Below are 26,978 nucleotides of genomic sequence, written 5' to 3'. Positions count from 1 at the left end.
GATGGAACCAAGCGCTGGCAGCTATCATGTCTTTGGAGAAGAGAGATGCAAGAGAATTATAAAATTCTGGTTGTGGATGACGATATGCGCCTGCGAGCGTTATTGGAACGCTATCTGACCGAACAGGGTTTTCAGGTACGCAGTGTTGCCAATGCCGAACAGATGGATCGCCTGCTGACGCGCGAATCGTTCCATCTGATGGTGTTGGATTTGATGCTGCCGGGCGAGGATGGGTTGTCCATCTGCCGTCGTCTGCGTAGTCAAAGCAACCCGATGCCGATCATCATGGTGACGGCGAAAGGCGAAGAAGTGGACAGGATCGTGGGGCTGGAAATCGGCGCGGACGATTATATTCCCAAACCGTTTAACCCACGCGAACTGCTGGCCCGTATTCGTGCGGTACTGCGCCGTCAGGCGAATGAATTGCCCGGTGCGCCGTCACAGGAAGAAGCGGTCATCGCATTCGGTAAATTTAAACTGAATCTGGGCACGCGCGAGATGTTCCGTGACGATGAACCCATGCCGCTGACCAGTGGCGAGTTCGCGGTACTCAAGGCGCTGGTGAGCCATCCGCGTGAGCCGCTGTCTCGCGACAAACTGATGAATCTGGCTCGTGGCCGTGAATACAGCGCCATGGAACGTTCCATTGACGTGCAGATTTCCCGCTTGCGCCGCATGGTAGAGGAAGACCCGGCACATCCGCGTTATATCCAGACCGTGTGGGGACTGGGTTACGTTTTTGTGCCGGACGGCAGTAAAGCATGATTCGATGGCGCTTCTCACCACGCAGCGCCTTCGCCCGCACGCTGTTGCTGATTGTTACTCTGCTATTCGTTAGCCTTGTCACCACCTATCTGGTGGTGCTTAACTTCGCGATTCTGCCCAGTCTGCAACAGTTCAACAAAGTTCTGGCCTATGAGGTCAGAATGTTGATGACGGACAAGCTGCAACTGGAAGATGGTTCCACGCTGGACGTCCCCCCGGCGTTCCGGCGCGAGATTTATCGCGAACTGGGTATTTCGCTCTACACCAACGCCGCAGCGGAAGAGAGTGGGTTGCGCTGGGCGCAGCACTACAAGTTTCTGAGCCAGCAGATGGCGCAGCAACTGGGTGGGCCGACCGAAGTGCGGGTTGAGGTCAGCAAGAATACGCCGGTGGTATGGCTGAAAACCTGGCTATCGCCAGATATCTGGGTTCGGGTGCCGCTAACGGAAATCCATCAGGGCGACTTCTCGCCACTGTTTCGCTATACCCTGGCTATTATGCTGCTGGTGATCGGTGGCGCCTGGCTATTTATTCGGGTGCAGAATCGGCCCTTGGTGGAGCTAGAGCACGCTGCCATTCAGGTGGGGAAAGGCATTATTCCGCCGCCGTTACGTGAATATGGTGCTTCGGAGGTCCGTTCGGTGACACGGGCCTTCAACCAGATGGCATCTGGGGTCAAGCTACTGGCGGACGATCGAACGTTACTGATGGCTGGCGTCAGCCATGATTTACGCACGCCGTTGACCCGCATTCGTCTGGCAACCGAGATGATGGGCCAGGAAGATGAATACCTGGCGGAATCTATCAATAAAGATATTGAAGAGTGTAACGCCATCATCGAGCAGTTCATCGACTACCTGCGCACGGGTCAGGAAATGCAGATGGAGGTTGCTGACCTCAATGCGATTCTGGGTGAAGTGGTCGCGTCTGAAAGCGGTTATGAGCGGGAAATCGACAGTGAATTGACTCTGGGCGAACTGCCGATGAAGGTCAGCCCCTTGTCGATTAAACGAGCGGTAGCGAATCTGGTCGTGAACGCTGCGCGTTATGGTAATGGCTGGATTCGTGTCAGCAGCGGCCGGGAATTACAGCGTGCCTGGTTCCAGGTGGAAGATGATGGCCCCGGTATCGACCCATCGCAGTTGGCGCACCTGTTTCAGCCGTTTGTTCGTGGTGATAGTGCCCGCAGTACCAGTGGCACCGGGTTAGGCCTGGCGATCGTGCAGCGTATCATTGACGCACATAACGGATCGTTGGATGTGGGGAAAAGTGAGCGCGGCGGACTGCGCGTGCGGGCTTATTTACCACTGGCGTTCCCGAACCCATCCGGCACGGCTTCAGTCCGTGTGCGTGAGGGCCATCGACGTAGCTCGACGCAGACAGGTCGCACCCGGCAAGACAAAGAGTAATATCGACCCACCGAGGTGAAATCGGTGAAAATAACAAAGAAAAGGCGCGTTATCGCGCCTTTTTGCTGTCGGAAAAACGCCGCCGGGTGAGCGGCGGCGATCGTCGAGGTTAGCGTTTCGGCCCGGCGGATACCAGTGCCGCACCGGCTGGGGTGTCGGTGTATTTATCGAAGTTGGTGATAAAACGCTGCGCCAGATCGTGTGCTTTTTCTTCCCACTGCTCGACAGAGGCGTAGGTGTCGCGAGGATCCAGAATCGCTGGATCAACACCCGGCAATGCGGTCGGGATCGCCAGATCGAAGATCGGCAACGTCTGGGTTTCAGCGTCATCGATGCTGCCATTGAGGATCGCGTCGATAATGCCGCGGGTGTCCTTAATGGAGATTCGTTTTCCGGTGCCATTCCAGCCGGTATTGACCAGATAGGCTTTTGCACCTGCTGCCTGCATACGTTTCACCAGGACTTCTGCGTACTGCGTCGGGTGCAGTGTCAGGAACGCTGCGCCAAAGCAGGCGGAGAAGGTTGGCGTGGGTTCGGTGACGCCGCGCTCGGTTCCCGCCAGCTTGGCGGTAAAACCAGACAGGAAGTGGTACTGGGTTTGGTCCGCTGTCAGGCGGGATACCGGCGGCAGCACGCCGAAAGCATCGGCGGTCAGGAATATCACCTTGGTGGCGTGCCCGGCTTTGGACACCGGCTTCACGATATTATCGATGTGATAGATCGGGTAAGACACGCGGGTGTTTTCGGTTTTAGAACCGTCGCTGAAATCAACGCTGCCATCGGCCAGCACCGTCACGTTTTCCAGCAGCGCATCGCGCCGGATAGCGTGGTAAATGTCCGGTTCGGCTTCGGCGGAGAGGTTGATGGTTTTCGCATAGCAACCACCCTCGAAGTTGAACACGCCGTCATCATCCCAGCCGTGCTCGTCATCGCCGATCAACTGGCGTTTCGGGTCGGTGGACAGCGTGGTTTTGCCAGTACCGGACAAGCCGAAGAACACCGCGACATCGCCTTTCTCGCCGACGTTGGCAGAGCAATGCATGGATGCGATGCCCTTGAGCGGTAGCAGGTAGTTCATGATGGAGAACAACCCTTTCTTCATCTCGCCGCCGTACCAGGTACCGCCGATGAGCTGGATGCGCTCCGTCAGGTTGAACGCCACGAAGTTCTCTGAGTTCAGCCCTTGTTCTTGCCACTGCGGATTCGTGCATTTCGCACCGTTCATCACGATGAAATCCGGCTCGAAACCCTGCAACTCCTCCTCACTGGGGCGAATAAACATGTTTTTCACGAAGTGAGCCTGCCAGGCCACTTCAGTGATAAAACGGACCTTCAGGCGAGTATCGGCATTGGCGCCACAGAAAGCATCAACGACAAACACGCGTTTGCCCGACAACTGGTTGGTGACCAGCTGTTTCAGGTGTTGCCAGTTTTCCTGGCTAAGCGGATGGTTGTCGTTTTTGCCTTTGCCCTGATCAGACCACCAGACAGTATTACGAGTCACATCGTCGCGAACGATGTACTTATCCTTCGGCGAACGGCCAGTGAAAATGCCAGTATCCACAGCAACGGCACCCAGTTGGGTTTCGATACCGCGCTCATAGCCTTGCAGGGTAGGGGATGTCTCTTCAGTAAACAGTAAATCGTAGCTTGGGTTGTAGACAATTTCGCGGACATCATGAATACCATAAGCCGTCAGTGCCTCTGGCGTAATGCCTTTCATCTGCATGTTGCTACTCCTAGATCGTTATAGTTGTACTACATAGTAAGTCTAGAAGGTGAGCTTATTTTAACCGCGATACCAATCAAAAAATTAAATAAATTCATTAATAACTTTGCTTATACATGTGAATGGAAAGTAAGCAAACGGTTGGAATATAAACAGAATAGTGCGATAAAAACACCAGTGGCTTATTTATGTACTGATTAATCTGAAAGCACAGATAGCCCGCCAGCGGGCTACCTGTAATGGATTGACACGCCGTGATATGGCGCGCAAATAATTAGCGTGATTAATGTAAAGTTGGGTTGGGGCTGGACTGGCGAATATTGTCGATGTCCTGGGTATTGAACAGATAATGGCTGCCGCAATAGTCGCAGTGCATATCGATTTGCCCGTCCTGCGCCAGGATATCGCTGACCTCATCCGCTGGCAACGTCATCAGCGCGTCAGCACAACGTTCCCGTGAACAGTGGCATTTGAACTCGACCGGCTGCGGCTCATACAGCGTGACGTTTTCCTGATGGTACAAACGGTACAGCACATCGTTGGCTGGCAGGCCAAACAGCTCTTCCGCTTTCACCGTGGCGGTTAACTGTGTGAGATGGTCAAAATCCTCACGGTTGCCGTGCTGTGCGGGCAGCACCTGTAGCAGCATACCGGCAGCGCACTGGCGACCATCATGCTCACCGGTGCGAATGAACAGCCGCGTTGGTAACTGCTCGGATTGCTGGAAGTAATTTTCCAGACAGGCCGCCACATCCTCGCCATCCAGACCCACCACGCCCTGATAACGTTCACCTTCAGTCGGGGTGATCGTTATCACCAGATAACCGTTGCCGACCATGTCGCGCAGTGAACTGTCGGCGGCAATGTCGCCTTGCAAACGCGCAACGCCGCGCATTTGCTGCTGGTGGTTACCGTTAATCACCGCCAGTTTCAGCGGGCCGTCGCCCTGTAACTGTACCGTGATATCGCCGCTGAATTTGAGCGTAGCGGTCAACAGGCTGGTGGCTACCAGCATCTCGCCCAGCAGGTTTTTTACCGGTGCCGGGTAGTCGTGATTCGCCAGCATGTGCTGGAAGGTGTCGCTTACCGTGACCAGTTCGCCGCGAACAGCATGATTTTCGAACAGGTAACGATGCAATTGGTCATGATTGGCCATAATGTTCTCTCGTGGTGACGACGGCTTATTCCGTATCACTGTATTTGAATTTGATTAAATCCCGACGCTCTTTTTTATCCGGCCGCCGGTCCGGGTGTGGCATCGACAGGGCATTCAGCTTTCTGGCTTGCGCCAGCTTTTCACGCTTTTCAATACTCTGCGGCGTTTCTTCATATAACGCCTGCGCTTGTGCCGCCGTGCGGCGCTGATCGCTGATGGCGCGAACCATTACCGTGCGCGTATCGTTACCCTGACGCAGCGTAATTTCGGCATCTAATTCCACCAGTTTGCCCGGTTTGCTGCGCTGGCCGTTATAGTGCACTTTGCCGCCGTCGATCATCTCACGCGCCAGGGCACGGGTTTTGTAAAAACGCGCAGCCCATAGCCACTTATCTAACCGGACGGCGTTGTCGTCATCGTGCTGACGGTCTTTACTCATGAACACTCCTGATTGCCGACGCGAATCGACTGATGAATGTCCGGCAGAAAGGCCAGATAGTTGTTCATCGATGGGTGTTGCCGGAAGCGATTTTCCTGCTGGCTGGTTGAGTCAGGATTGCGGACACCCAGACAATAGCGGATACCGAAGGTTCTGGCGGCATCCAGTATTGGCTCGCTGTCATCCACAAACAGGGTTCGTTCCGGGTTAAACCCGATGTCTTCCTGCACCGCCCGCCATAATCGCTGATCTTCCTTGGGATACCCATAAGTATGGGTGGAAAGCAATAAATCAAGGTGCCTATCCAGCCCGGTATGGGCCACCTTGACTGACAGGCTATGCGGGTGGGCGTTGGTCAGCAAAACCGACCGACGACCGCTTTTACGCAGTGCGTGCAGAAATGGCGTGGTGTCATCCCGCAAGCGGGCGCGGTGGCCGATGTCACTGGTCATCTGGTAAATATCCAGCCCCAGTCGTTCACTCCAGTAATCGAAGCAGTACCAGTTCAGGGTATGACGCACCGCCTGGTATTCCACCGCGATCAACTGCTGTGCCTGATCCAGGCTGATCTCACGCTGACGACTCAGGGATTCCGGTACCAATTGCAGCCAGAAATAGCTGTCGAACGCAAGGTCGAGCAGCGTACCGTCCATATCCAGCAAAACGGTATCGATCTCATTCCAGTTCAGTTCGGGATTCATACATACTCCAGGACAATGCCCCGTTTCCGGTGTAACCGGAAGCGGGGTAGTCGATATGATTTGCGTAGCATAACCGCTAAACGCGGCTGATAGCACGTATCGATTGAGGTGAGCTAGGGGTGAACCGCATTGCCGTACAGGGGATTGGCGGTCGGGGCTTCCGGCACCAGATGGCGCGCATAGTATTGCTGAATATTGGCAATACGCTGTTGGCTGCGGCGGCGTTTGACCAGCAGCAGCAGCAGATTCAGCACCAGAATGACGCTAAAGGTCAGCAACAGCAGGCAGGCACCCAGTGAGCGCCACATGGTAACGGCATCAGGCTCGCTATGCAGCGAAATATGGCGGGTACCATTGGCGTCGATACTGATCTGGGTTATCACGCCGCTGGCTTCAAACGGCGTATGCAGCAACAGCGAGGACAGGCGTTGAAGTTCCTGCCATTGCTCCTGCGGCGGGAGATCGCGCAGCGGTGCGACCGGAGCCTGATGATTGACGAATTGCCGACCTTCGTCACTGCGAATCAGAAAACCGCCCGGCGGCGGGCTGTTCAGTGAATTGGAGGCGGTAATGATTTCGCGGCTGTAGAACTCGTCGGTGGCGTTTTTCACCAATCCATCCAGTGATTCAGCACTGACCGGGCGTAACACCACGCTCATGCCTTTTAGCGCCCCGGAGCGCGCCCGTTTAACCAACAGGTCCCAGTTTTTGGCATTGCCTAAATTGATCAGCGCATTTTTGAGCCGGATACAATCTTCTTCTTTCTCACATAAGGCATCGGTTTTCAGCACGATATCGGAGAAGTTATTGAGCAGAATCATACCGGATTTCTGAATAGCATCTGCCAACTGGGAACTGACCTGATTATCGCTGGCGGCGGGGTGTAACTGCTCGTTCACCGTCTTTTGCAAGGCTGCGGTTTTCTCGATAGTGTCCGATTCGGGTAATGGCAGCGGTGCCGCTTTATTCCAGTAAATGGCGGCGCAGTCAAACGGGGCGAAAGGCGAGACCCTGGACGCCGTTGGGTTGAGGCTAATCGGCGGCACATAGCACATCCCGCTGCCGCGTACTTGTAATTTATCGCCAATGTGCAGCGGCATGCGCTCCAGATCTTCGACCTGGGTCACCTTGATGCTGCTGGCACCCTGAACCCAGGCCAGACTGAGCTTTAAGGGAAGATCAAGCGGCACTGACGTCAACAGTAGGATCAGGCTGAGCAGAGCACCGACAGCCAGTACGGCGTTTTTGCCCCATTGCTGTAGCGGGAAGAATTTGACTTCGTTATGTAAGGACAGATAGTTGCCCTGACGCACGACCTGGCGGGTCAGATAAATATCCACATCGGTTTTTTTGCCGAGGTCGTAGCCAATGTAAGGCTGCCAGTGGGGGGGATAAATAAGGTCGATATTGCCGAGCGAGACATTGCTGATCTGGCTTTGTGTGGTGTCGCTGAATAATCCCATGCATTGTGGTGTGCCATGCAGGCAATGCACTTCGCGCAGTTCTTTTTGCGACGGAGGTCGAAACAACTGCCAGCATCCCCAGGCGGCCATCAGGCAAGCGGCACCGGCCAGCCAGGGCAACATCGTCAGCGGACTGGTCAGGCTAAACACCAGCAGCAGAAACGCCAGACTCAGTACTCCGGTTTCACGCAGGCCGCGTGAACGGTGCACGGCATGCTCTTCCGGCGTTTCCTTGCGGATAGCGACCAGCTCGGTGTGTTCGTAGCTTTCCGGGCGAATGTATGCCTGTTCGCCAGGGATGTCTGAACCGGCGAACGAATCCATCTCGGTCACTACTTCCGTCAATGAGTGGCCGTTCAACGAAATCACCAGTGGGATCGAACGGGTTTTGATCAGTTCGATTTCATTGTTCTGAGTGATGTATTGCTCCCAACGTGCAGGCAGGTGGATTTCCTGAGTATCGATATAATAGCGCCATTTGTTGGGCGCGTCGGTACTCAGCCCATAGCGGGTGATGCTATGGGTTATGGGATACACCCGATTGCCCGGTAGCAGACGGGGCAAGGTGGCCGGAACAGACACAGAAACTGGACTGTCTATGTGGGCCATGGCCAGATAGCGTTCGACGGCAATACGTTCCGACGCTGTCAGCTGACGATGTCCCGATGGTGTAACCGGCAAACGTTTGGCGAATAGAAGACGACGATACATGAGATAGCCAATGATCCCCCCCACGACAATTAGACAGGCAAACAATACAGCCAATATGATGAGTATTGTGCGCATATTATCTCCAGCCAACAGCGTAAGGTTCCCCCTGTTATTCCCGGATAGTAACAAAACTACACGAACAATGTTAACCCACGTCGTACAGTTAATAACTGAATTAACCGACTATTACTTATTTAACAGCGCATATTAGCAAGCTAGCTCGAACGCGAAAATGAGGAAAATCTGAATTTTTTCTGATGGGTTTATGGTGGAGGCGCATCGTCATACCGTCGTTTTTTGTATAAAAAAAACTAATGTGTGAGCGTTGTTGCGAATATGTAAATTCACCATGATAGAGTTGCAGCGACTGTTAATGTTAACGCACAATATGACTTACTGAATATTTTGCAGGAAATCGCGGCTCTACCAGTTTGTGTTCCGTGCCGACACAGGCCTGAACGGGGAAAGCCTGTTGCGGTTTCCTCATCGAGGCCACGATGGATAATAACCTGCAAAAACCTAAAATCCTCAAGGTTGAGACCGTAGCCCGTTCACATCTGTTCAATGTGGAGGCTGTTGATCTGGAGTTTAGCAACGGTGAGCGCCGCATCTATGAACGTATGCGTCCGTCAGGCCGTGAAGCGGTGATGATAGTACCGGTCATCGGCGATGAACTGTTGTTGATTCGTGAATATGCGGTAGGGATTGAGCAGTATGAATTGGGGTTCCCCAAAGGGCTGATTGACCCAGGTGAGACCGTGTTTGAAGCGGCTAACCGTGAACTGATGGAAGAGGTCGGTTTTGGCGCCGAACGGTTTGAATTGTTATCCACCCTGACGATGGCGCCGTCGTATTTTTCCAGCAGCATGAATATCGTGGTGGCGAGCGGTCTTTATCCGAAACGCTTACAAGGTGACGAGCCAGAACCGTTGCAGTTAGTTCGCTGGCCGCTGGCAAACATGATGTCGCTGCTGAAAGAGCCGGATTTTCGCGAGGCGCGTAACGTGAGTGCGTTATTTTTAGCGCAACAGTTTTTAGCGCAGCAGGGCTAATTATCAAAACACGACTTGTCAAAACAATCGCTTTATCACAGCCCAGATAAAGCAGTCGATCCAGATAAAGAAAAAGGCGCGAATATCGCGCCTTTTTGCTGTGTGGTTATCGCAGTCGTGGCGCAGCCCCATCAGCGCTGCACCGCGTGTTCGCATCAGAATAGCTCTTCTGCCTGACCGCTGCTGGTGTTGTACAGCGTGGTACCCGCGTCATGCGCTGCCCGCTCGGTGGGTTGCGTACCGTCGATGAAATACTCCTGACGGCTATTCCCGCCGCCATCCGACAGTTTGCCGGTGCTGCGATCGATAGTGACCGTCACGACGCCCTGCGGCGGCGTCTTCGGCTGTTCTGGTACGCCAGCCAGCGCCACCTTCATATAGTCATCCCAGGCAGGTTCAGCACTTTTTGCTCCGCCTTCATAACCGGAAATCTGGTCGCGAATGACACCAGATGCCGATGTGCGGCCAAGATCACGGCGGTGATCGTCAAAACCAATCCACACCGAAGCAACAATATTCGCGCCATAACCGGAGAACCAGGCGTCTTTCGAGTTGTTGGTAGTACCAGTTTTGCCACCAATATCATGGCGTTGCAGTACTTTACCCGCACGCCAGCCGGTACCCATCCAGCCCGGTTCGCCAAACACGTTACTGTTGAGCGCGTCTTTGATCAGGAAGGCCAAAGGCGTACTGATCACATGCGGGGCGTACGGTTGGGCGGCGGCCTGTCTGGCGACTTCTGACGGTGTAATCGGGTCAACCTGCGGGGCAGCCTGCACCGGATTTTCCTGCGATGTCGCCACGTTCTCCATGCTGTCATCCGACAGGACGGCGGAACGTTGGGTATCGCCGTAAATGACCGGCAGATTGCAGGTATCACACACGATTTTCGGTGTGGCGCTGAAAACGGTATTACCGGCAGCGTTGTCGATTTTGGTGATGAAGTAAGGGTCGACCAGATAGCCGCCGTTAGCCATTACCGAGTAACCACGCACTACCTGCAACGGCGTAAACGACGCGGCACCTAGCGCCAGTGATTCGGTATGTACGATGTTCTGTTCCGGGAAGCCGAAGCGTTCCAGATAATTAGCGGCGTAATCCACGCCCATCGCACGCATTGCACGCACCATCACCACGTTTTTCGACTGTCCCAGGCCCTGGCGCAAACGGATTGGGCCGTCGTAGACCGGCGGTGAGTTTTTCGGGCTCCAGTCGGAACCGGCACCGGGATCCCAGCGTGTAATCGGGGCGTCGTTGAGGATAGTCGCCAGCGTCAGGCCTTTATCCATCGCGGCGGTGTACAGGAATGGCTTGATATTCGACCCCACCTGACGCAGCGCCTGCGTGGCACGGTTGAACTTACTCTGATTGAAATCAAATCCGCCGACCAGCGCCAGTATCGCGCCGTCTGTCGGATTGAGGGAGACCAGCGCCGAGTTGACGTCAGGCACCTGCGCCAACCACCAGTCGTTGTCGACTTTGCGTACCCAGATTTGCTGACCTGCAGCCAGTACATCGGTGACGCGTTTTGGCGTGGGGCCTTGCTGGTCATCTGAACGATAGGCGCGTGCCCAGCGTACACCCAACATTGGCAGTTCGATCTTATCGCCGTTAGCCATCACGGCATGGGCTTTGTCGGCACTGGTATCGGTGACGACTGCCGGGAACAACGGCCCGTAAACCGGTAATTTTTTCAGTGCCTCGACAATCTTATCCTGCGTCAATGCAGGGGTACCGACTTTCCACAGCACCTGGTCCGGGCCGCGATAGCCGTGACGCATATCGTAGGCGATAACGTTGTTGTGTACCGCGTCTTCCGCTGCCAATTGCAGTTTGCGGGTGATAGTGGTGTAGACCTGATAACCATCGCTATACGCATCTTCGCCGTAGCGCTTCACCATTTCCTGGCGAACCATTTCGGCCATATAGGGCGCGGAGAAGGCGATTTCTGGTGCGTGATAGTCCGCCACCAGCTTTTCGTTACGGGCCTGATCGTACTGCGCCTGCGTAATGTAGTTCTCGTCCAGCATACGCGACAGCACCACGTTACGACGCGCCACTGCTCGATCGTAAGAGTAAAGCGGGTTAAAGGTGGACGGCGCTTTCGGCAAACCGGCAATCATTGCCATTTGCGCCAGCGTCAACTGGTCGACGGGTTGTCCGAAATAGACCTGTGCGGCGGCACCAACGCCGTAAGCGCGGTATCCCAGATAGATCTTGTTCAGATACAGTTCCAGGATTTCGTCTTTGGTCAGCGTTTGTTCGATGCGGATAGCCAGAAACACTTCCTTAATCTTACGCAACAGCGTGCGCTCAGGACTCAGGAAGAAATTACGTGCCAGCTGCTGGGTGATGGTACTTGCCCCTTGCGATGCATGGCCAGAGGTCAGGGCAATCACCGCCGCACGAATAATCCCCTGCGGGTCAACACCGTGATGTTCAAAGAAACGGCTGTCTTCCGTGGCGATAAACGCGTTAACCATCATCGGCGGGATCTGGTCCAGCTTCAGCGGGATACGACGCTTCTCACCAAACTGGGCGATCAGCTCGCCGTCAGCACTGTAAACCTGCATCGGAGTTTGCAGGCGGACATCTTTCAACGTAGCGACATCGGGTAACTGTGGCTCGATATAGCGATAAAGGCCATAGAGCGAAGCGACTCCCAGCAGAATGCAACTCACTGCAAGGATGAATAGATACTTTACGAACTTCACCGGAGATTTTCCATTCAGTAGCAATTGAATAGTTTATAAACAGACGGGCGCTAGTATAAAGGGAAGCCAGCAAGGTGGATATACCCGTCGTCTTTCAGATTACAGGCGCATGGTGGCCCGCTGTACCCGGCTTTTTATGGTCCTCTTCCCTTGCGGGGCGCCGTAAACCGGGTATGACTCTATGACCGCCTTACCTGCACCGCGACGTCCATCGGGTATCTGTTCTGTATGAAACGATAAGGAGATCGAACATTCATGGCTTATCCCATCTGGCAGGTTGGGTTGGACATTCAGAACGGCGTAATGCGCGCCCTGGCCGTACAACGTCGCCGACATAGCTGGCAATTACGCCATTGGTGGCAATTGCCGTTACCAGACGGCACATTACGCGGCGGTAGTCTACATCATCCCGCTGCACTTTGTACGGTTCTTCGTCAATGGCGGCATGAATTGCCACGATTTGTTTCACTACGGTTGGGGTTTCCCGCCCCGCGCGTACTGCAACAACGGCTGGCGATGCCTGACCATCGTCTGCGTGAACCGCAACGTGGCGAATATATTCGTAAAATGGCGGCCAAAGTGCTGCCAGTGAGCGGCGACGATCTGGCGCTGGATTATCGTCCTGATCCGCAGGCCCCCAATAAGCTGCTGGTCACCGCGGCACGTCAGACGGAACTGGATGTCTGGCTGCATTGCCTGCGTGATGCCGGTCTGCAGCCCGATGCGGTAGATATCACACCTTGCGCATTGCGGTGTATGGCGGCACGGGCCGGGCTGGCTGGCGATCGTGTGCTGTTGCATCGGTTTGATGATCACTGGCTGTGGGTGTCACCGCTGGACACGCCTTTGGCATTCGGCACGTTTCATCCAGATGAGATAGCGGGCGACCCGTCGGGTACGTGGGCTGAGCACGAACTATTAAAGTACGTGAGCACTTGCTATCAAAAAGAGATTTCGCCTGCAGCCTATCTCAGTGCCTCTGTTCCTATGACGTTGCAGCAAGCGTCTGCCGGGCTGATTTCCTGGTCGCCTCTGACGGCATTTGCGCAACAACAACCCCCATTACCCGCGTTTCCTGCCGCTTTTGCCATTGCAGGGGGGCTGGCGATCCGCCCGGAGGATTCACCATGCTGACTGTGAATCTTCTGGCGTGGCGACCTCGCCTGTTTTACCGGCGTATACGCTTAAGCCTGTTGCTGACCGGTATCGTGGTGGTGATTGTTGGTTATGCGGCAGTCATCGCCTGCGTGAACTACCGCCAACAACTGGCATGGCGGCAACAGCAGGTCGGGCTGACACAGTCGCAACAGGTGCGCTATGAACAGCTCCACCACCATACGTTTGCTGCCTGGCAGCGACGTGAAACCCAGTTGGCGCAACTGGCAGCACAAGAGCAGAGCCAACGTCAGAACCAGCGTTATCAAACCCTGCTTGCACAACTACCGACGCTGATGCCTGATGCACTTTGGCTGACAGAAATTGGCGATAACGGCGTGCGTTTATCGTTGTCAGGAGTGAGTAATCACTATTCGGCTATTGTCACGCTGGCGAAGGCAATGTCGGCATTGCCGCAAATAGCCCATGCCAGTGTGCAACAGGCCGATCGCGATCCTAAGAATAGCGCCCGGCTGAGTTTTTCGTTACGTCTGCACTGGCAGGTTATAGGCGAAGTGGGAGTGAAAGGATGATGAGCTGGCTTTATCCCCGGGTCGCGCATTGGCTGGCAGCACCGCTATGGTTGTGGTTGCTGGTCCCTCCAATGGTGGTCATGTTAGGGGCGTTTGTCATCGGTGGCGTGTGGATGCAGGCGGAGCAGCGACAATTACTGCAACTCGAACAGCAAGTCCGTGATAGTGAACAGGTCATCAGACAGTGGCGAGAGAAAATTACCGCGTTACCGGCGCTATACGTATTACAACGTTGGCTTGCTGAACACCCTTCCCTGGCCGAGGACAGGTCGGTAAATCGCATTGCGTCGTTACTGGATGCGCCATTACGAGACAGTGGTGTTCAGCTTGAAAGCTGGCATCCATTGCTGTCGGAGGGCGCTAATGGCGGGTCACCTGCCTGGTTACTGGTTTTTAATGCGCAGTACGGTGCAACCCTGAATTTCCTGTCGCGTTTTCAAGCGCTGCCAGTGGTGCTGCGCATCGACCACATTACTATCCGCAAAGCGCCTGTTGGGCTGCGTACCGAACTGCGGCTCTCATTGCCGCAAGCGCCATCAGCGAAGGTGGGGCAATGAGTCGTTGGCAAGGCTGTGCACTGTGTGTCGGGGGGCTTCTTGGCGTGGTGAGTACAGCGGCGCTATGCGACTCAGTAACACGCGACTCAGTAATACACGACCCCATAGTACGCGAGTCCGTTATGCGCGATCCATTCCAGCCCTTGTCGGAGATGGCGTGTAATAGCGGGCAGGATCAGCAGAAATGGCAACTAAAGGGAATGGTTGGGTCATCGTCGCGGTGGATTGCCTGGCTGGTACAACCGCAAATTGGCTGGTTACGCGTTCGTGATGGCGACGTTATTCCACCCGGTGACTGGCAGATTACCCAGCTCGACCATGGCGGCGCAACGTTGCGCAAAACGGATGAGAACGTGAGCTGTGGGGTGGCGGAGATACGCCTTGGGCCACCTTTTCATCACAACAAGGAATGAAGGATGAAGACAGGATGTTTTCCCGGCAGACGGTTTTACCGCTACGGCTGGTTGATGATGTTATGCGGCAGCATGCTGGCCAAAGCCGGTAGCGGCGAACCGGTTTCACTGGTCTTTGACGACGTTCCGGTTCAGCGAGTTTTGCAGGCGCTGGCAGACCACCAGCAACTTAATCTGGTCGTGGCACCGGGGGTGGCGGGTAATATTAGCCTGAATTTACAGCAGGTTCCCTGGCAGCAGGCGCTGGATATCATTCTGCGCATGGGGCAATTGACGGTTGAGCAGCAAAATAGCGTCATGATGGTTTACCCCGATACCTATGTGAAAGACCGCCAGCAGAAACAGGAAGAGCTGGCGGCTAAGCAGCGTTTGCAGCTACCGTTGCAAAACTTGTCCGTCACCTTGCAGTACGCGGAAGCGACTGAGGTGGTGGCGAATCTACAAAGCCAGCGCGGTACGTTGCTGACGGAACGCGGTAACGTCACCGTCGATAAACGCACCAACACGCTACTGATTCGGGATGTTGCCTCTGCGCTGGAACAAATTCGTCCCTGGATTGACGCGTTGGATAAGCCATTGTCGCAGGTGCAACTGGCGGCGCATATCGTCACCATCAGCAGCGAACATCTTAAAGCCTTGGGGGTGAACTGGGGGCTGGGGGAGGCCTCTATAGCAGGGCAGGCAATGCAAATGAATAACTTCACGGTCAACCTTCCGGTTGAATCGCCCGCCATTAACGCCGGGTTCCACCTGGCAAAGCTCAATGGACGATTACTTGACCTGGAGCTGATGGCGCTAGAACAGGAAAACGAGGTGGAGATTATCGCCAGTCCGCGCCTGTTTACTGCGCATCAACAAACGGCCAGCATCAAGCAAGGCACAGAAATCCCGTATCAGGTATCCAGCGGTGCCAGCGGTTCGACATCGATCGAGTTCAAGGAAGCGGTGTTGGGCATGGAAGTCACCCCCAGAATTCTGCATGGCGGGCAGATTACGCTCAACCTGTTGATTAGCCAGAATATGCCGGGGCGGGCTATCAAGCAGGGGGAGGGCGGAGAAATCCTGGCGATCGATAAACAGGAGATCCAGACTCAGGTCACCGTGCAGGATGGCGAAACCATTGTTCTGGGTGGGATTTTCCAACAGCAGAAAAATCAAGGGGAGCGTCAGGTACCCGGTTTAGGCGCGTTACCGGGCATTGGTCGGTTGTTTCGCGCCACAAGCCAGCAGCATACGCGCCGCGAACTGGTCATCTTTATCACGCCTACGCTGATTCAGGCGGCCAAACGAGCACCAGCGGCCTGATTATCTTAAAACAGCGGGCAGTAAGGATGTGTCTGCCCGCTTTATGCACTCGCTTTGTGAAATAGTGCCCTTCATCGTTTGACGATCCCGTCGTTTTAGCATACAAGGATAGCGGCTTGAGCACGGAAGTGGTGTTACATCAGCAGTGTAGATAAAACGCACGGTTTATGATGACCTGGTTTGTGTGGCGTTTTATTCGGTTGCCAAACCACCCTGAGTATTGAGATAATTTTTTGTCTGATTCTCGCACTATCGCTCATGAGGTTTCAGTTTAGGTTCCGCCGCAGGTTACATGGCGGGGCGGGTTATCATTAACGAATTTCTTAGTAATACCAAAAAAATGGCAGAGAAACGCAATATCTTTCTGGTTGGGCCTATGGGTGCCGGCAAAAGCACCATTGGCCGTCAGTTAGCTCAGCAGCTCAATATGGAATTCTTCGACTCCGATCAAGAAATTGAGCGTCGTACCGGGGCTGATGTGGGCTGGGTATTTGATGTGGAAGGCGAGGAAGGCTTCCGCGAGCGCGAAGAGAAAGTCATTAATGAATTGACGGAAAAGCAAGGCATTGTACTGGCAACCGGCGGCGGTTCGGTGAAATCACGCGAAACCCGCAATCGCCTGTCAGCACGTGGCGTGGTGGTGTATCTGGAAACCACGATTGAAAAACAGTTGGCCCGTACTCAACGAGATAAAAAACGTCCGTTGCTTCAGGTTGAAAGCCCACCACGCGAAGTATTGGAGGCGTTGGCGAAAGAGCGTAATCCGCTGTATGAAGAAATCGCCGATGTTACGATTCGCACCGATGAACAAAGCGCCAAAGTCGTTGCCAACCAGATTATCAGCATGCTGGAAAACAACTGATTTTGTGCAATCTCCTGTATACCGCAGGTCTCTGACAGATCAATGGAACGTGCATGGAAAGAGTCACCGTAACCCTCGGGGAACGTAGTTACCCCATTACGATCGCCGCCGGTCTTTTCAACGATGCGGCTTCTTTTATGCCGCTGAGGGCTGGCGACCAGGTCATGCTGGTGACCAATGAAACCTTGGCTCCGTTGTATCTGGACAAGGTGCGTAGTCTGCTGGAGAGCAGCGGCGTACGGGTGGATCAGGTTATTCTGCCCGATGGTGAGCAATTCAAGTCGCTGGCGGTGCTAGAGCAGGTGTTTTCCGCATTACTGGCCAAACCGCATGGTCGTGACACCACGCTGGTAGCATTGGGCGGCGGTGTCATCGGTGATTTGACCGGTTTTGCCGCTGCCTGTTATCAACGTGGCGTTCGCTTCATTCAGGTTCCCACCACATTGTTGTCACAGGTTGACTCCTCTGTCGGTGGTAAAACGGCAGTCAATCATCCGCTTGGCAAAAACATGATTGGCGCGTTTTATCAGCCCGCCTCGGTGGTTGTTGACTTGGATTGCCTACAAACATTGCCTGCACGCGAGCTCTCCTCCGGGCTTGCCGAAGTGATCAAGTATGGCGTTATCCTCGATCGCGTCTTTTTTGAATGGCTGGAGGCGCATATCGATGAGATTCGTCGGCTGGAAGGCGCGCCGCTGGCCTACTGTATCCGTCGTTGTTGTGAACTAAAAGCAGAGGTGGTGGCAGCGGATGAACGTGAATCCGGGCTGCGTGCCTTGCTGAATTTAGGCCACACTTATGGACATGCCATTGAAGCGGAAATGGGGTACGGCAACTGGTTGCATGGCGAAGCCGTAGCGGCCGGAATGATGATGGCCGCTCATGCGGCGCGTCGCCTCGGGCAGTTGAGCGCAGATGACGTTGAGCGTATCAAGGCGCTGTTGCTGCGGGCTGGTTTGCCTGTCACCGGACCGAGCGAAATGGTTCCTCAAGCGTATTTACCGCACATGATGAGGGATAAGAAGGTTCTGGCCGGAGAGTTGCGTCTGGTTCTGCCTACGGCAATTGGTCAGTCAGAGGTCCGGTCGGGCGTATCGCACGAGCTGGTGCTGGCATCCATCGCCGACTGCCTTCCCTAAACCTTCCGCTGGGCTGGCTGAATAGCCAGCAGGTGGAGTCGCGGTGGTTTACGTTTAAAATACAATGCCTTATGATTTAGACTTTCGCAGCGTCAGAATGTGTGCGAAAGCTAGCCTTTCAGTGGGAGGGTAAAATGGATGAGTTCAACCCGGAAGAAGAGTTGAAACCGGATACCAGTGATCGACGCCCCGTGCGTCAGCAGAGAAGAAGCAAAAGTTTCTCTGCCCCGAGTGTTTCGCTATCCAGACAACACACCATGATTGGTATCGGTATTGTGGTATTGGTGCTGCTGATCATCGGCATCGGCTCTGCCTTGCAGTCACCCAGCCAGAATACGCCTGCAGCGTCGTCACCCACCGCCGGTTCTGGCAAGAATATCGATTTGTCATCGTCCATGTCTTCCAGCCAGACGCAGGGAGCATCGCCGACGGCACCTCAGCCTCCTTCCCCGGTACCGGTAAGCAATAACCCGAATACGGGGAGTAGCGCTCCGCAGGCGTTAAGCGGCCAGCCGGTTTCCGGCACCCCTACGCAGGCGCCATTGCCGGTACAGAATAACAACCAGCAGCGTATCGAGTTGCCGGGTAATATCACCGAGGCGTTGTCTCAGCCTCAGCAGCAAGATAGGGTAAACGCCTTGTCTGCTGGATTGCCGACCGAACCGGCTACCATATTGTCGCCGACCACCAAATCCGGGCGCACGCAGCCTGTGGAGAAGGCACCGTCACGTGTGCAGGCTGAAAAGCAGCCTTCTACTGTGCCATTCCATGAAACTACGCCATCCCATAAAACGGTCGCAGAAGCTAAAGAGGCAGCTAAGCCTGCTACGAATACGCATCGCGGCCCTACGACCGCTGTAATGCCCGCACCTTCGAGCAAACCGGTTGCGGTGGTTAAACCTGCGGCATCAGCCGCAAGCCAGAGCAGTACGGCTATCCAGAGTGCGCCTGCCAGCCACTTTACCTTGCAGCTCAGCAGTGCGTCTCGTGAAGATTCCCTCAAGGCTTATGCACGGGAACAGCGACTGGCGAATTACTGGGTGTATGAAACGAAACGTGACGGGCGGCCCTGGTATGTCCTGGTGAATGGTGTTTACGCCACACCGGAAGATGCCAAGCGTGCTATTGCGTCCCTGCCTGCTGATGTTCAGGCGAAAAAACCATGGGTCAGGCCGATCCGTCAGGTGAAGCAGGACTTGACCAAGTAAGACCAAATTGGCCCTGATGTGCTGTCTTAACAGAGTACAATCCGTGGCTCTGAACTGTGTGAGTAACTAACGACGGCATGAAGAAAAACCGCGCGTTCTTAAAATGGGCCGGTGGGAAATATCCGCTGGTGGAGGAGATTCGCCGATATCTGCCAGCGGGAGAGCGATTAATCGAGCCTTTCGTGGGCGCGGGTTCCGTGTTTCTCAATACCGATTACGACAGCTATATTCTGGCGGATATTAACAGCGATCTCATTAATCTTTATAAAATTGTCAAAACTGAAACCGATACGTTCATTAGCGATGCCCGCGAGTTGTTTATTGATGAGGTGAATACCTCGGATGTTTTTTATCAGTTGAGAACGGAATTTAACCTCTGCACCGATGACTATCGCCGCGCATTGCTGTTTCTGTATCTGAACCGGCATTGTTATAACGGCTTGTGCCGCTATAACATGCGGGGTGAATTCAATGTGCCGTTTGGGCGTTATAAAAAGCCCTATTTTCCGGAAGAAGAACTTTACTGGTTTGCGGAAAAGGCGCGAAACGCCACGTTCGTTTGCGAGCATTATCAGCAGACGTTGACAAATGCGACCTCCGGCTCGGTGGTGTATTGCGATCCGCCTTATGCGCCGCTGTCGGCCACGGCCAATTTCACGGCGTATCACACCAACAACTTTAACCATCAGGATCAGCAAAATCTGGCACAGTTGGCGCAACAGTTGTCATCGCAAAACCAGATCCCGGTGCTGATTTCCAACCATGATACGGTACTGACTCGCGAGTGGTATCGTGATGCGTCATCGTTGTATGTGGTCAAGGCGCGTCGCACCATCAGCCGCAATATTTCGGGCCGCAGTAAAGTCAATGAATTGCTGGCGTTGTACTGCCGGGCGTCTTGAGTGTCACCAGAGGCGACGGGCAGGGGGAATAACGGTGAGAAAAACCTCACCCTTGTTCCCCTAACAGAGTGGCTGCGCAGGTGTGTCATCAGTGGGTGTACCCGGCAGCGGAATGCAGACTTGATGGTTTGGAGAAACGCATGAAACCGTTTTTAATCGCCCCGTCTATTTTGTCGGCTGATTTTGCCCGTCTTGGCGAGGATACCGCGCGCGCTCTGGCTGCCGGAGCAGATGTCGTCCACTTTGATGTGATGGATAATCACTATGTTCCCAATTTGACGATTGGCCCGTTGGTGTTGAAATCCTTGCGCAACTACGGCATTACCGCCCCGGTCGATGTACATCTGATGGTAAAACCGGTGGACAGACTGATACCTGATTTTGCCGAGGCGGGCGCCAGCTTCATTACGTTTCATCCCGAGGCATCTGAACATGTCGACCGGACGCTGCAACTGATCAAGAGCCATGGTTGTAAGGCAGGTCTGGTGTTTAACCCGGCCACCTCGTTGAGTTATCTTGATTATGTGATGGATAAGCTGGATATCATTTTGCTGATGTCCGTGAACCCGGGCTTCGGCGGCCAGTCATTCATTCCTTCTACGCTGGATAAATTACGCCAGGTGCGTCAGCGGATTGATGAAAGCGGCTACGATATTCGTCTTGAGGTCGATGGTGGCGTCAAAGTCGATAATATCGCGCAGATTGCGGCAGCCGGTGCGGATATGTTCGTCGCCGGTTCGGCGATTTTCGGCCAGCCGGATTACCGTGCGGTGGTTGATAAGATGCGTCAGGAGTTGGAGACAGTACGTCATGGCTGATTTTGCGGCGATTCGTGGGCTGGCGTTTGATCTGGATGGTACGCTGGTTAACAGCGCGCCGGGGCTGGCCGAAGCGGTGGATATGGCATTAGGTGCATTGTCGCTGCCGCGCGCGGGTGAAGAGCGAGTATCCACCTGGATTGGTAACGGCGCTGATGTACTGATGGAACGGGCGTTACGCTGGGCAGGGGTAGAGCCAACGAGCAGGCAAATTCAGGACACCCGTTCGCTGTTTGATAAGTATTATGCCCGCACGGTAGATAGCGGCAGCCTGCTGTTTCCAGAGGTGAAGGACACACTGGCCGAACTGGCCGCACGTGGCTTTCGTATGGCCGTCGTTACCAATAAACCGACGCCCTTTGTCGCGCCGTTGCTGGATGTGCTGGGGATAGGGCACTATTTTTCGCTGATTTTAGGCGGCGATGACGTAACCGAGAAAAAGCCACATCCGGCACCGTTGTACATGGTGTTGGGTAAACTGGGGTTGCGGGTAAACGAATTGCTGTTTGTCGGCGATTCTCGTAATGATATTCAGGCCGCCCGTGCCGCCGGATGCCCGTGCGTCGGCATGACGTATGGTTATAACTATGGTGAGGCGATCGCGTTAAGTCACCCTGACGTGGTGCTGGATCGCTTTGCGGATTTATTGACCCTTGCCGGGTTACCCCTTTTACACGATCAGGAAGCATGACATGAGTAAGCCCATTGTATTTAGCGGCGCACAGCCGTCAGGCGAGTTGACCATTGGTAACTACATGGGTGCGTTACGTCAGTGGGTCAACATGCAGGATGATTTTGACTGCATTTATTGCATCGTGGATCAACATGCGATCACCGTGCGTCAGGATCCGCAGCAACTGCGCAAGGCGACGCTGGATACGCTGGCGCTCTATCTGGCCTGCGGTATCGACCCGCAAAAGAGCACGATTTTTGTCCAGTCGCATGTGCCGGAACACGCACAACTGGGGTGGCTGCTTAATTGCTATACCTATTTCGGCGAGCTGAGCCGCATGACCCAGTTTAAAGACAAATCCGCCCGCTATGAAGAAAACATCAATGCCGGGTTGTTTGACTACCCGGTGTTAATGGCAGCTGACATTCTGCTCTACCAGACCAATCAGGTACCGGTGGGCGAAGATCAGAAACAGCATCTGGAACTGAGCCGGGATATCGCCCAGCGCTTTAACGCGATTTACGGTGAGGTGTTCCGTGTTCCTGAACCGTTTATTCCTAAATCCGGTGCGCGGGTGATGTCTTTGCTGGAGCCGACCAAGAAGATGTCGAAGTCGGATGATAACCGCAATAATGTCATTGGCTTGTTGGAAGACCCGAAATCGGTGGTGAAGAAGATCAAACGTGCAGTCACTGACTCCGACGAGCCGCCGGTGGTGCGTTACGATCTGCAAAACAAGGCCGGGGTGTCCAACCTGCTGGATATCCTCTCTGGCGTGACGGGAAAAGCCATCCCTGATCTGGAGAAAGAGTTTGAAGGGCAGATGTATGGTCATCTGAAAGGCGCGGTAGCCGATGCCGTTTCCGGCATGCTGAGCGAACTGCAGGCGCGTTATCACCGTTTCCGTGATGACGAAGCTTTCCTGCAGCAGGTGATGCGTGATGGGGCACAAAAAGCCAGCGCCCGTGCGCAGGAAACGCTGCGTAAAGCCTATGACGTGGTGGGGTTTGTCGCTCGCCCGTAATCTGAACGTTCGTTATCTGGTCGTGGTTATTTTTATTCAGACAGCGCCGCTTCTTATCGGAAGCGGCGCTTTTTTATTAATGTTAGTCTGAGCGATGGATAAGGAAAATAAAGATGATATACCCGTCATACTTCAAGTTGCAGGTGCGTTGGCTGCCCTCGCTCACCCCAGTCACTTACTTGAGTAAGCTCCTGGGGATTCATTCGGTTGCCGCCTTCCTGCAACTTGGATTATTTAGGGTATAAAAATAGAGATTGTAAATAGGGCAATTGCATAATCATCGGGCGGATAATTTTCACAAATGTTATAAATTGCCTAATGACCTTGCGGCAGACTTCCTCAATAATCGATATAAATAAAACGCAATTTTATTAAATCAGCACTGTGTTTTTATTTTTATCAATTCATAAAAACCGATGCTGGCGGGCGCTTCACCTTCAGGCAGGTAATCAACGTGAAAATTGAATCTATTGACGTCACCGTCTTCACTTATCCCACTCGCCGCGTTTCTGACAGCGCAGGACATTCCCACCCAGGCGATGAGCATCAGGCTAGCATGGCGTTGCTGACCATCAGCACCGAGGATGGGCACAAAGGGTATGCGTTTGCGCCGCCGGAAATCATTCGGCCCTATGTGGTGAACAGTTTTTTCCGCAAGGTACTGATTGGGCAGGATCCGTTTGACCGTGAGCGTTTATGGCAGGATCTGGTGCACTGGCAGCGCGGTAGCGCTAACCAGTTAACTGACCGGGCGCTGGCTATCGTTGAGCAAGCCTTGTGGGATCTGGCTGGGCGGGTTCTGAACATGCCGGTCTATAAACTGCTGGGCGGCTACCGCGATAAAGTACTGGCATACGGCAGCACCATGTGTGGCGACGAACTGAAAGGCGGTCTGTCGACGCCGGACGAGTACGGTCAGTTCGCCGAAAAACTGGTCGCGCGTGGTTACAAGGCCATTAAACTGCACACCTGGATGCCGCCGGTATCATTCGCACCTAGCCCGCAAATGGACGTGAAAGCCTGTGCGGCGGTGCGTGAAGCGGTGGGGCCGGATATTAACTTGATGCTGGATGGCTACCATTGGTACAGCCGTAGTGAGGCACTGTATATCGGTCGTGAGCTGCAAAAACTGAACTTCACCTGGTTCGAAGAGCCGATGGAGGAGCAGAGCATGGCATCCTACAGTTGGCTCAACAAAAATCTGGATATCGATGTCATCGGGCCAGAAAGTCTGGGTGGGAAATACTTCAGTCGTGCCGACTGGGTGAAGGAAGGCGCCTGTGACATCCTGCGCGCCGGGGTGCAGGGCGTGGGCGGTATTTCACCGTGCCTCAAAGTGGCACATCTGGCGGAGGCCTTCGGTATGGATTGCGAAATTCATGGCAACGGGGCACCCAATCTGGCGGTAGTGGGGGCGATTAAAAACTGTCGCTGGTATGAACGTGGCCTGCTGCATCCCTTCATGAACTACGACGAACCTGCGGCTTATCTGAATTCGCTGGTGGACCCGATGGACGAAGACGGTTTCGTTCACCTGCCGCAACGCCCTGGTCTGGGTGAAGATATCAACTTTGACTGGATCGAAGCACACACGCTGAGCCAGCATTAATAGGCCGGGCAGCGCATCATTCTTTTGACCCTTTCTCTCCCCCGGTTATGATGTTTCGACTCCGGGGGAGCGTGTGGCGGCTATCATGATGTTGAGTCGGCGGGTGGGAGAGCAAATAATGCTCTTTTTTTCGCCAATGGGTGGCCGTGATCGCGTAAAAAAAGGTAAATGGGTGGCGCAGAAAGGTATGGCTATTTAAAATCGGTACGCTTTCTGTCGTTGATCCTCAAAAGGAATGCTTCATGTCAAAACGTATACTGGCAGCGGTAGTGACTGTATTTGCCCTGACCGCTTTTTCACCGGCTTTTGCCGCTACCACGTCCACTCACGTGTTGCTGACAACCACCGCAGGTAACATTGAACTGGCGCTGGATGATCAAAAAGCGCCGATTTCCGTGAAAAACTTTGTCGATTATGTCAACAGCGGTTTTTACAATGGCACTATTTTTCACCGGGTCATCCCAGGGTTCATGGTTCAGGCTGGCGGTTTTAGCAGTGATATGAAACAGAAAGCCACCAATCCGCCTATCAAGAATGAAGCGGATAATGGTCTGCGTAACCTGCGCGGCACCATCGCCATGGCGCGTACCAGTGAAAAAGATAGCGCCACCAGTCAGTTCTTTATCAATGTAGCGGACAACGCTTTTCTGGATCACGGCCAGCGTGATTTTGGCTACGCGGTATTCGGTAAAGTCGTCAAAGGCATGGAGGTCGCAGACAAGATTTCTCAAGTCCAGACCGACAATGTCGGGCCGTACCAGAATGTACCGACGAAACCTATCGTCATTCAGTCAGCAAAAGTGATTAAGAAGTAATCGCCTGTTGGTTTGACATGTCTTTCGCATCATTTCCCCATTCCCGCAGCAGGATGCCGCGGCGTGGGGAAACTGCCCATTTATTTTTTAGACAGCGACAGCTTTTTGTCATCAATTAGCATGTGCTGAGTGATCACTTCGTACACCACGTAGTGAAATAGCTCCGTCATACCTATCTGCTGCTGCTCAAACCGTTGTAGTAGCTCGCTTGCCCGATAGAGCAGGTGGCTGTGTAAGCGGGCGTGATAACCGGCGTCTGGATGCTGCTTTTCGCGCAGCATTTGCTCTTCATGCTGCATGTGCTCGTGCAGTAAATCGATAAGCTGGCTGACCTGCTGTGAGAATTCTTCCCGTGTTCCGCTACGCAGTATTATCTGCAATAGCGCATTAGCCTGACGAAACAGGTTCTGGTGTTCCCTGTCGACATCTGGATGACCGGTAGCGTAACTGTAGTGCCAGGTCAGATGAACCAGATTGGTATCCGGCAGCACCATCAACGAATTATCGACAATCAGTGCTTCCGTTTCGACACGGTTACGGCCAGCCGCTTTAGCGCGGTAGAGCGCGGAGTCGGCCCGGCTTAGCCAGCTTTCCCAATGGTCGGTAGACTGACAAACAGCGATACCAATACTGGTTGTCACCTGCAGGCCGTGGGAAAAACGTTGTGACTCGAGCGCCTGCCTGATGCGTTCGGCGGTCAGTATCGCACCGCCGATACCGGTAGACGGCAGAATTGCGACGAACTCTTCGCCTCCCCATCGCCCGAGTACATCGGTAGTGCGCAACGTGGTGCGGGCAATGTAGGCGAATGCTTTGAGCACTTCATCTCCCGTTGCATGGCCGTAATCGTCGTTTACTTTCTTAAAATGATCCAGGTCGAACATCAGCAACGACACGGGATAGCCATATCGCTCCAGACGGTCCATTTCCTGACGGGCTATCTCTTGTACCCGGATGCGGTTCCAGCAACCTGTCAGGTTGTCCTGGCGCAGCATCAGGCTGTTGAGATGGTCGGAACGATCCTTCGTCATCATGATCAGCCCGTTGGCAATGAAGAGCAGCGTGGCGAGACTCGCCACATTGATAATCGTCAGTGCCGGGGAACTGGCGAGTAATGAAGTAGGATAATTGCCGCTGGATAGTAACAAGAAGAGTCGATGGATAAGGCTGAGGATATTCACCGTCAGCCCCAACACCATCAGGTTGCGCCCCCGAACCGGTTGATCGGTTGCCTGCGTCAACAAATAACCAATCACCACAAAGGCTTGTAGCATGCACAGAATACTACTGACCAGCGTGCGGGCTTTCTGGTTATCCAGCATGATGCTAAAGAACACGGCGGCAAATACCGCTGGCATCCACAACAACCAGTGCGGGACACGCCGTTGCTGGAACGTAGCGACAGACAGAAGCAGTAATGAGTAGGCTTGCGCAATCAGGATGTTCGAGGGGATGATGGATAGCGTGTCAGGAATTTGGCCGCGTAACGCATACAATGTGTAGGCCGTTCCGTGAAAAACTAATGCCCAGGTGCAAATCATCAATTCCCGATCCCGATGGTTGTGCGCCGCCCAGCGCACACACATGGCCAGGGCAAAACTTGAGACGATGATCATCATAAACATTGTGGGGACATCGACTCGCATGTATCACCTCAAAATAAAAAAAAGCAAAAAGTGTGACTGTCACTGGCATTCGTTGTTATTCGTGCGTGCTCAGCGGAATAGCAGTTGGTTTTTATTCTCTTTCCTTTGCGTCACTGCCATCGATTTTATTGATGCTGACACAGTAGCCAATACAAATATATTGAATTTGCAGTACAAGAG

At 53.9% G+C, this 26,978-nt stretch carries 24 protein-coding genes; 17 read left to right on the top strand and 7 right to left on the bottom strand.

Annotated elements, in window-relative coordinates:
- The first annotated feature begins 45 nt into the window (after nucleotides 1-45).
- Both ompR and envZ read left to right on the top strand, forming a co-directional pair.
- Nucleotides 46-765 carry an osmolarity response regulator transcription factor OmpR gene (gene ompR / locus DD586_RS18985; protein ID WP_001157747.1) on the top strand — a complete coding sequence of 240 codons (720 nt, stop codon included), beginning with the start codon at nucleotides 46-48 and terminating at the stop codon, nucleotides 763-765.
- Nucleotides 762-2,174 (top strand): two-component system sensor histidine kinase EnvZ, encoded by a 1,413-nt coding sequence (envZ, locus tag DD586_RS18980; protein WP_012886418.1) that lies wholly within the window; start codon nucleotides 762-764, stop codon nucleotides 2,172-2,174. Before ompR ends, envZ begins: the two co-directional genes overlap by 4 nt.
- Nucleotides 2,175-2,283: 109 nt before the next feature.
- Here the strand turns inward: envZ and pckA are convergent, their stop codons facing one another.
- From pckA to DD586_RS18955, 5 genes are all read right to left on the bottom strand, one after another.
- Nucleotides 2,284-3,903, bottom strand: a complete 1,620-nt coding sequence (gene pckA / locus DD586_RS18975) for a phosphoenolpyruvate carboxykinase (ATP) (RefSeq protein ID WP_012886417.1) — start codon at nucleotides 3,901-3,903, stop codon at nucleotides 2,284-2,286.
- Nucleotides 3,904-4,186: 283 nt separating this feature from the next.
- Complete coding sequence (gene hslO / locus DD586_RS18970) at nucleotides 4,187-5,059, bottom strand: Hsp33 family molecular chaperone HslO (protein WP_012886416.1); 873 nt, start codon at nucleotides 5,057-5,059, stop codon at nucleotides 4,187-4,189.
- Between the two features lie 25 nt (nucleotides 5,060-5,084).
- Nucleotides 5,085-5,498 carry a ribosome-associated heat shock protein Hsp15 gene (gene hslR, locus DD586_RS18965; RefSeq protein ID WP_012886415.1) on the bottom strand — a complete coding sequence of 138 codons (414 nt, stop codon included), beginning with the start codon at nucleotides 5,496-5,498 and terminating at the stop codon, nucleotides 5,085-5,087.
- Nucleotides 5,495-6,199 carry a GMP/IMP nucleotidase gene (yrfG, locus tag DD586_RS18960; protein ID WP_012886414.1) on the bottom strand — a complete coding sequence of 235 codons (705 nt, stop codon included), beginning with the start codon at nucleotides 6,197-6,199 and terminating at the stop codon, nucleotides 5,495-5,497. The genes hslR and yrfG overlap by 4 nt, the downstream gene beginning before the upstream one ends.
- A gap of 113 nt (nucleotides 6,200-6,312) precedes the next feature.
- Complete coding sequence (locus DD586_RS18955; protein WP_012886413.1) at nucleotides 6,313-8,448, bottom strand: intracellular growth attenuator family protein; 2,136 nt, start codon at nucleotides 8,446-8,448, stop codon at nucleotides 6,313-6,315.
- A 422-nt stretch (nucleotides 8,449-8,870) separates the two neighbouring features.
- On the opposite strand from DD586_RS18955, the gene nudE reads away from it, so the two are divergent.
- Nucleotides 8,871-9,425 carry an ADP compounds hydrolase NudE gene (gene nudE / locus DD586_RS18950; protein ID WP_012886412.1) on the top strand — a complete coding sequence of 185 codons (555 nt, stop codon included), beginning with the start codon at nucleotides 8,871-8,873 and terminating at the stop codon, nucleotides 9,423-9,425.
- Nucleotides 9,426-9,580: 155 nt separating this feature from the next.
- On the opposite strand, the gene mrcA is transcribed toward nudE, so the two are convergent.
- Nucleotides 9,581-12,139, bottom strand: a complete 2,559-nt coding sequence (gene mrcA, locus DD586_RS18945; protein ID WP_012886410.1) for a peptidoglycan glycosyltransferase/peptidoglycan DD-transpeptidase MrcA — start codon at nucleotides 12,137-12,139, stop codon at nucleotides 9,581-9,583.
- A 255-nt stretch (nucleotides 12,140-12,394) separates the two neighbouring features.
- On the opposite strand from mrcA, the gene pilM reads away from it, so the two are divergent.
- The 14 genes from pilM (at nucleotide 12,395) to ppiA (ending at nucleotide 25,152) form a co-directional block, all read left to right on the top strand.
- The gene (gene pilM, locus DD586_RS18940) at nucleotides 12,395-13,273 is read left to right on the top strand and encodes a type IV pilus biogenesis protein PilM (protein ID WP_012886409.1); all 879 of its coding nucleotides are present in this window, start codon (nucleotides 12,395-12,397) and stop codon (nucleotides 13,271-13,273) included.
- On the top strand, nucleotides 13,267-13,827 hold the full coding sequence (locus DD586_RS18935; protein WP_012886408.1) for a PilN domain-containing protein: 561 nt from the start codon (nucleotides 13,267-13,269) through the stop codon (nucleotides 13,825-13,827). The genes pilM and DD586_RS18935 overlap by 7 nt, the downstream gene beginning before the upstream one ends.
- On the top strand, nucleotides 13,824-14,384 hold the full coding sequence (locus DD586_RS18930) for a hypothetical protein (protein ID WP_012886407.1): 561 nt from the start codon (nucleotides 13,824-13,826) through the stop codon (nucleotides 14,382-14,384). Before DD586_RS18935 ends, DD586_RS18930 begins: the two co-directional genes overlap by 4 nt.
- Before the next feature lie 122 nt (nucleotides 14,385-14,506).
- Nucleotides 14,507-14,797: a HofP DNA utilization family protein gene (locus DD586_RS18925; RefSeq protein ID WP_228669717.1), complete on the top strand. Its 291-nt coding sequence runs from the start codon at nucleotides 14,507-14,509 to the stop codon at nucleotides 14,795-14,797.
- A gap of 3 nt (nucleotides 14,798-14,800) precedes the next feature.
- Complete coding sequence (gene hofQ, locus DD586_RS18920) at nucleotides 14,801-16,102, top strand: DNA uptake porin HofQ (RefSeq protein WP_012886405.1); 1,302 nt, start codon at nucleotides 14,801-14,803, stop codon at nucleotides 16,100-16,102.
- A gap of 340 nt (nucleotides 16,103-16,442) precedes the next feature.
- Nucleotides 16,443-16,964 carry a shikimate kinase AroK gene (gene aroK, locus DD586_RS18915; RefSeq protein WP_023640907.1) on the top strand — a complete coding sequence of 174 codons (522 nt, stop codon included), beginning with the start codon at nucleotides 16,443-16,445 and terminating at the stop codon, nucleotides 16,962-16,964.
- A 53-nt stretch (nucleotides 16,965-17,017) separates the two neighbouring features.
- Entirely contained in the window at nucleotides 17,018-18,103 is a 1,086-nt protein-coding gene (aroB, locus tag DD586_RS18910; protein ID WP_012886403.1) for a 3-dehydroquinate synthase, read from the top strand.
- A 134-nt stretch (nucleotides 18,104-18,237) separates the two neighbouring features.
- Entirely contained in the window at nucleotides 18,238-19,311 is a 1,074-nt protein-coding gene (locus DD586_RS18905; RefSeq protein WP_012886402.1) for an SPOR domain-containing protein, read from the top strand.
- Between the two features lie 77 nt (nucleotides 19,312-19,388).
- Complete coding sequence (gene dam, locus DD586_RS18900) at nucleotides 19,389-20,213, top strand: adenine-specific DNA-methyltransferase (RefSeq protein ID WP_012886401.1); 825 nt, start codon at nucleotides 19,389-19,391, stop codon at nucleotides 20,211-20,213.
- A 140-nt stretch (nucleotides 20,214-20,353) separates the two neighbouring features.
- A complete protein-coding gene (rpe, locus tag DD586_RS18895) occupies nucleotides 20,354-21,031 on the top strand; it encodes a ribulose-phosphate 3-epimerase (protein ID WP_012886400.1) in 678 nt (225 codons plus the stop codon).
- Nucleotides 21,024-21,722 (top strand): phosphoglycolate phosphatase, encoded by a 699-nt coding sequence (locus tag DD586_RS18890; protein WP_012886399.1) that lies wholly within the window; start codon nucleotides 21,024-21,026, stop codon nucleotides 21,720-21,722. Before rpe ends, DD586_RS18890 begins: the two co-directional genes overlap by 8 nt.
- Nucleotide 21,723: 1 nt before the next feature.
- Complete coding sequence (trpS, locus tag DD586_RS18885) at nucleotides 21,724-22,728, top strand: tryptophan--tRNA ligase (RefSeq protein ID WP_012886398.1); 1,005 nt, start codon at nucleotides 21,724-21,726, stop codon at nucleotides 22,726-22,728.
- A 454-nt stretch (nucleotides 22,729-23,182) separates the two neighbouring features.
- Nucleotides 23,183-24,337 (top strand): mandelate racemase family protein, encoded by a 1,155-nt coding sequence (locus tag DD586_RS18880; RefSeq protein ID WP_012886396.1) that lies wholly within the window; start codon nucleotides 23,183-23,185, stop codon nucleotides 24,335-24,337.
- A gap of 242 nt (nucleotides 24,338-24,579) precedes the next feature.
- Nucleotides 24,580-25,152 carry a peptidylprolyl isomerase A gene (ppiA, locus tag DD586_RS18875; protein ID WP_012886395.1) on the top strand — a complete coding sequence of 191 codons (573 nt, stop codon included), beginning with the start codon at nucleotides 24,580-24,582 and terminating at the stop codon, nucleotides 25,150-25,152.
- Nucleotides 25,153-25,232: 80 nt separating this feature from the next.
- Here ppiA and DD586_RS18870 read toward each other — a convergent pair whose 3' ends face one another.
- A complete protein-coding gene (locus DD586_RS18870; protein WP_012886394.1) occupies nucleotides 25,233-26,798 on the bottom strand; it encodes a diguanylate cyclase in 1,566 nt (521 codons plus the stop codon).
- Nucleotides 26,799-26,978 lie beyond the last annotated feature (180 nt).

The organism is Dickeya parazeae Ech586 (assembly GCF_000025065.1).
Taxonomy (GTDB): domain Bacteria; phylum Pseudomonadota; class Gammaproteobacteria; order Enterobacterales; family Enterobacteriaceae; genus Dickeya; species Dickeya zeae.
Note: the sequence above shows the minus strand (reverse complement) of the source record. Positions and strands in the feature narration are given on the sequence as shown.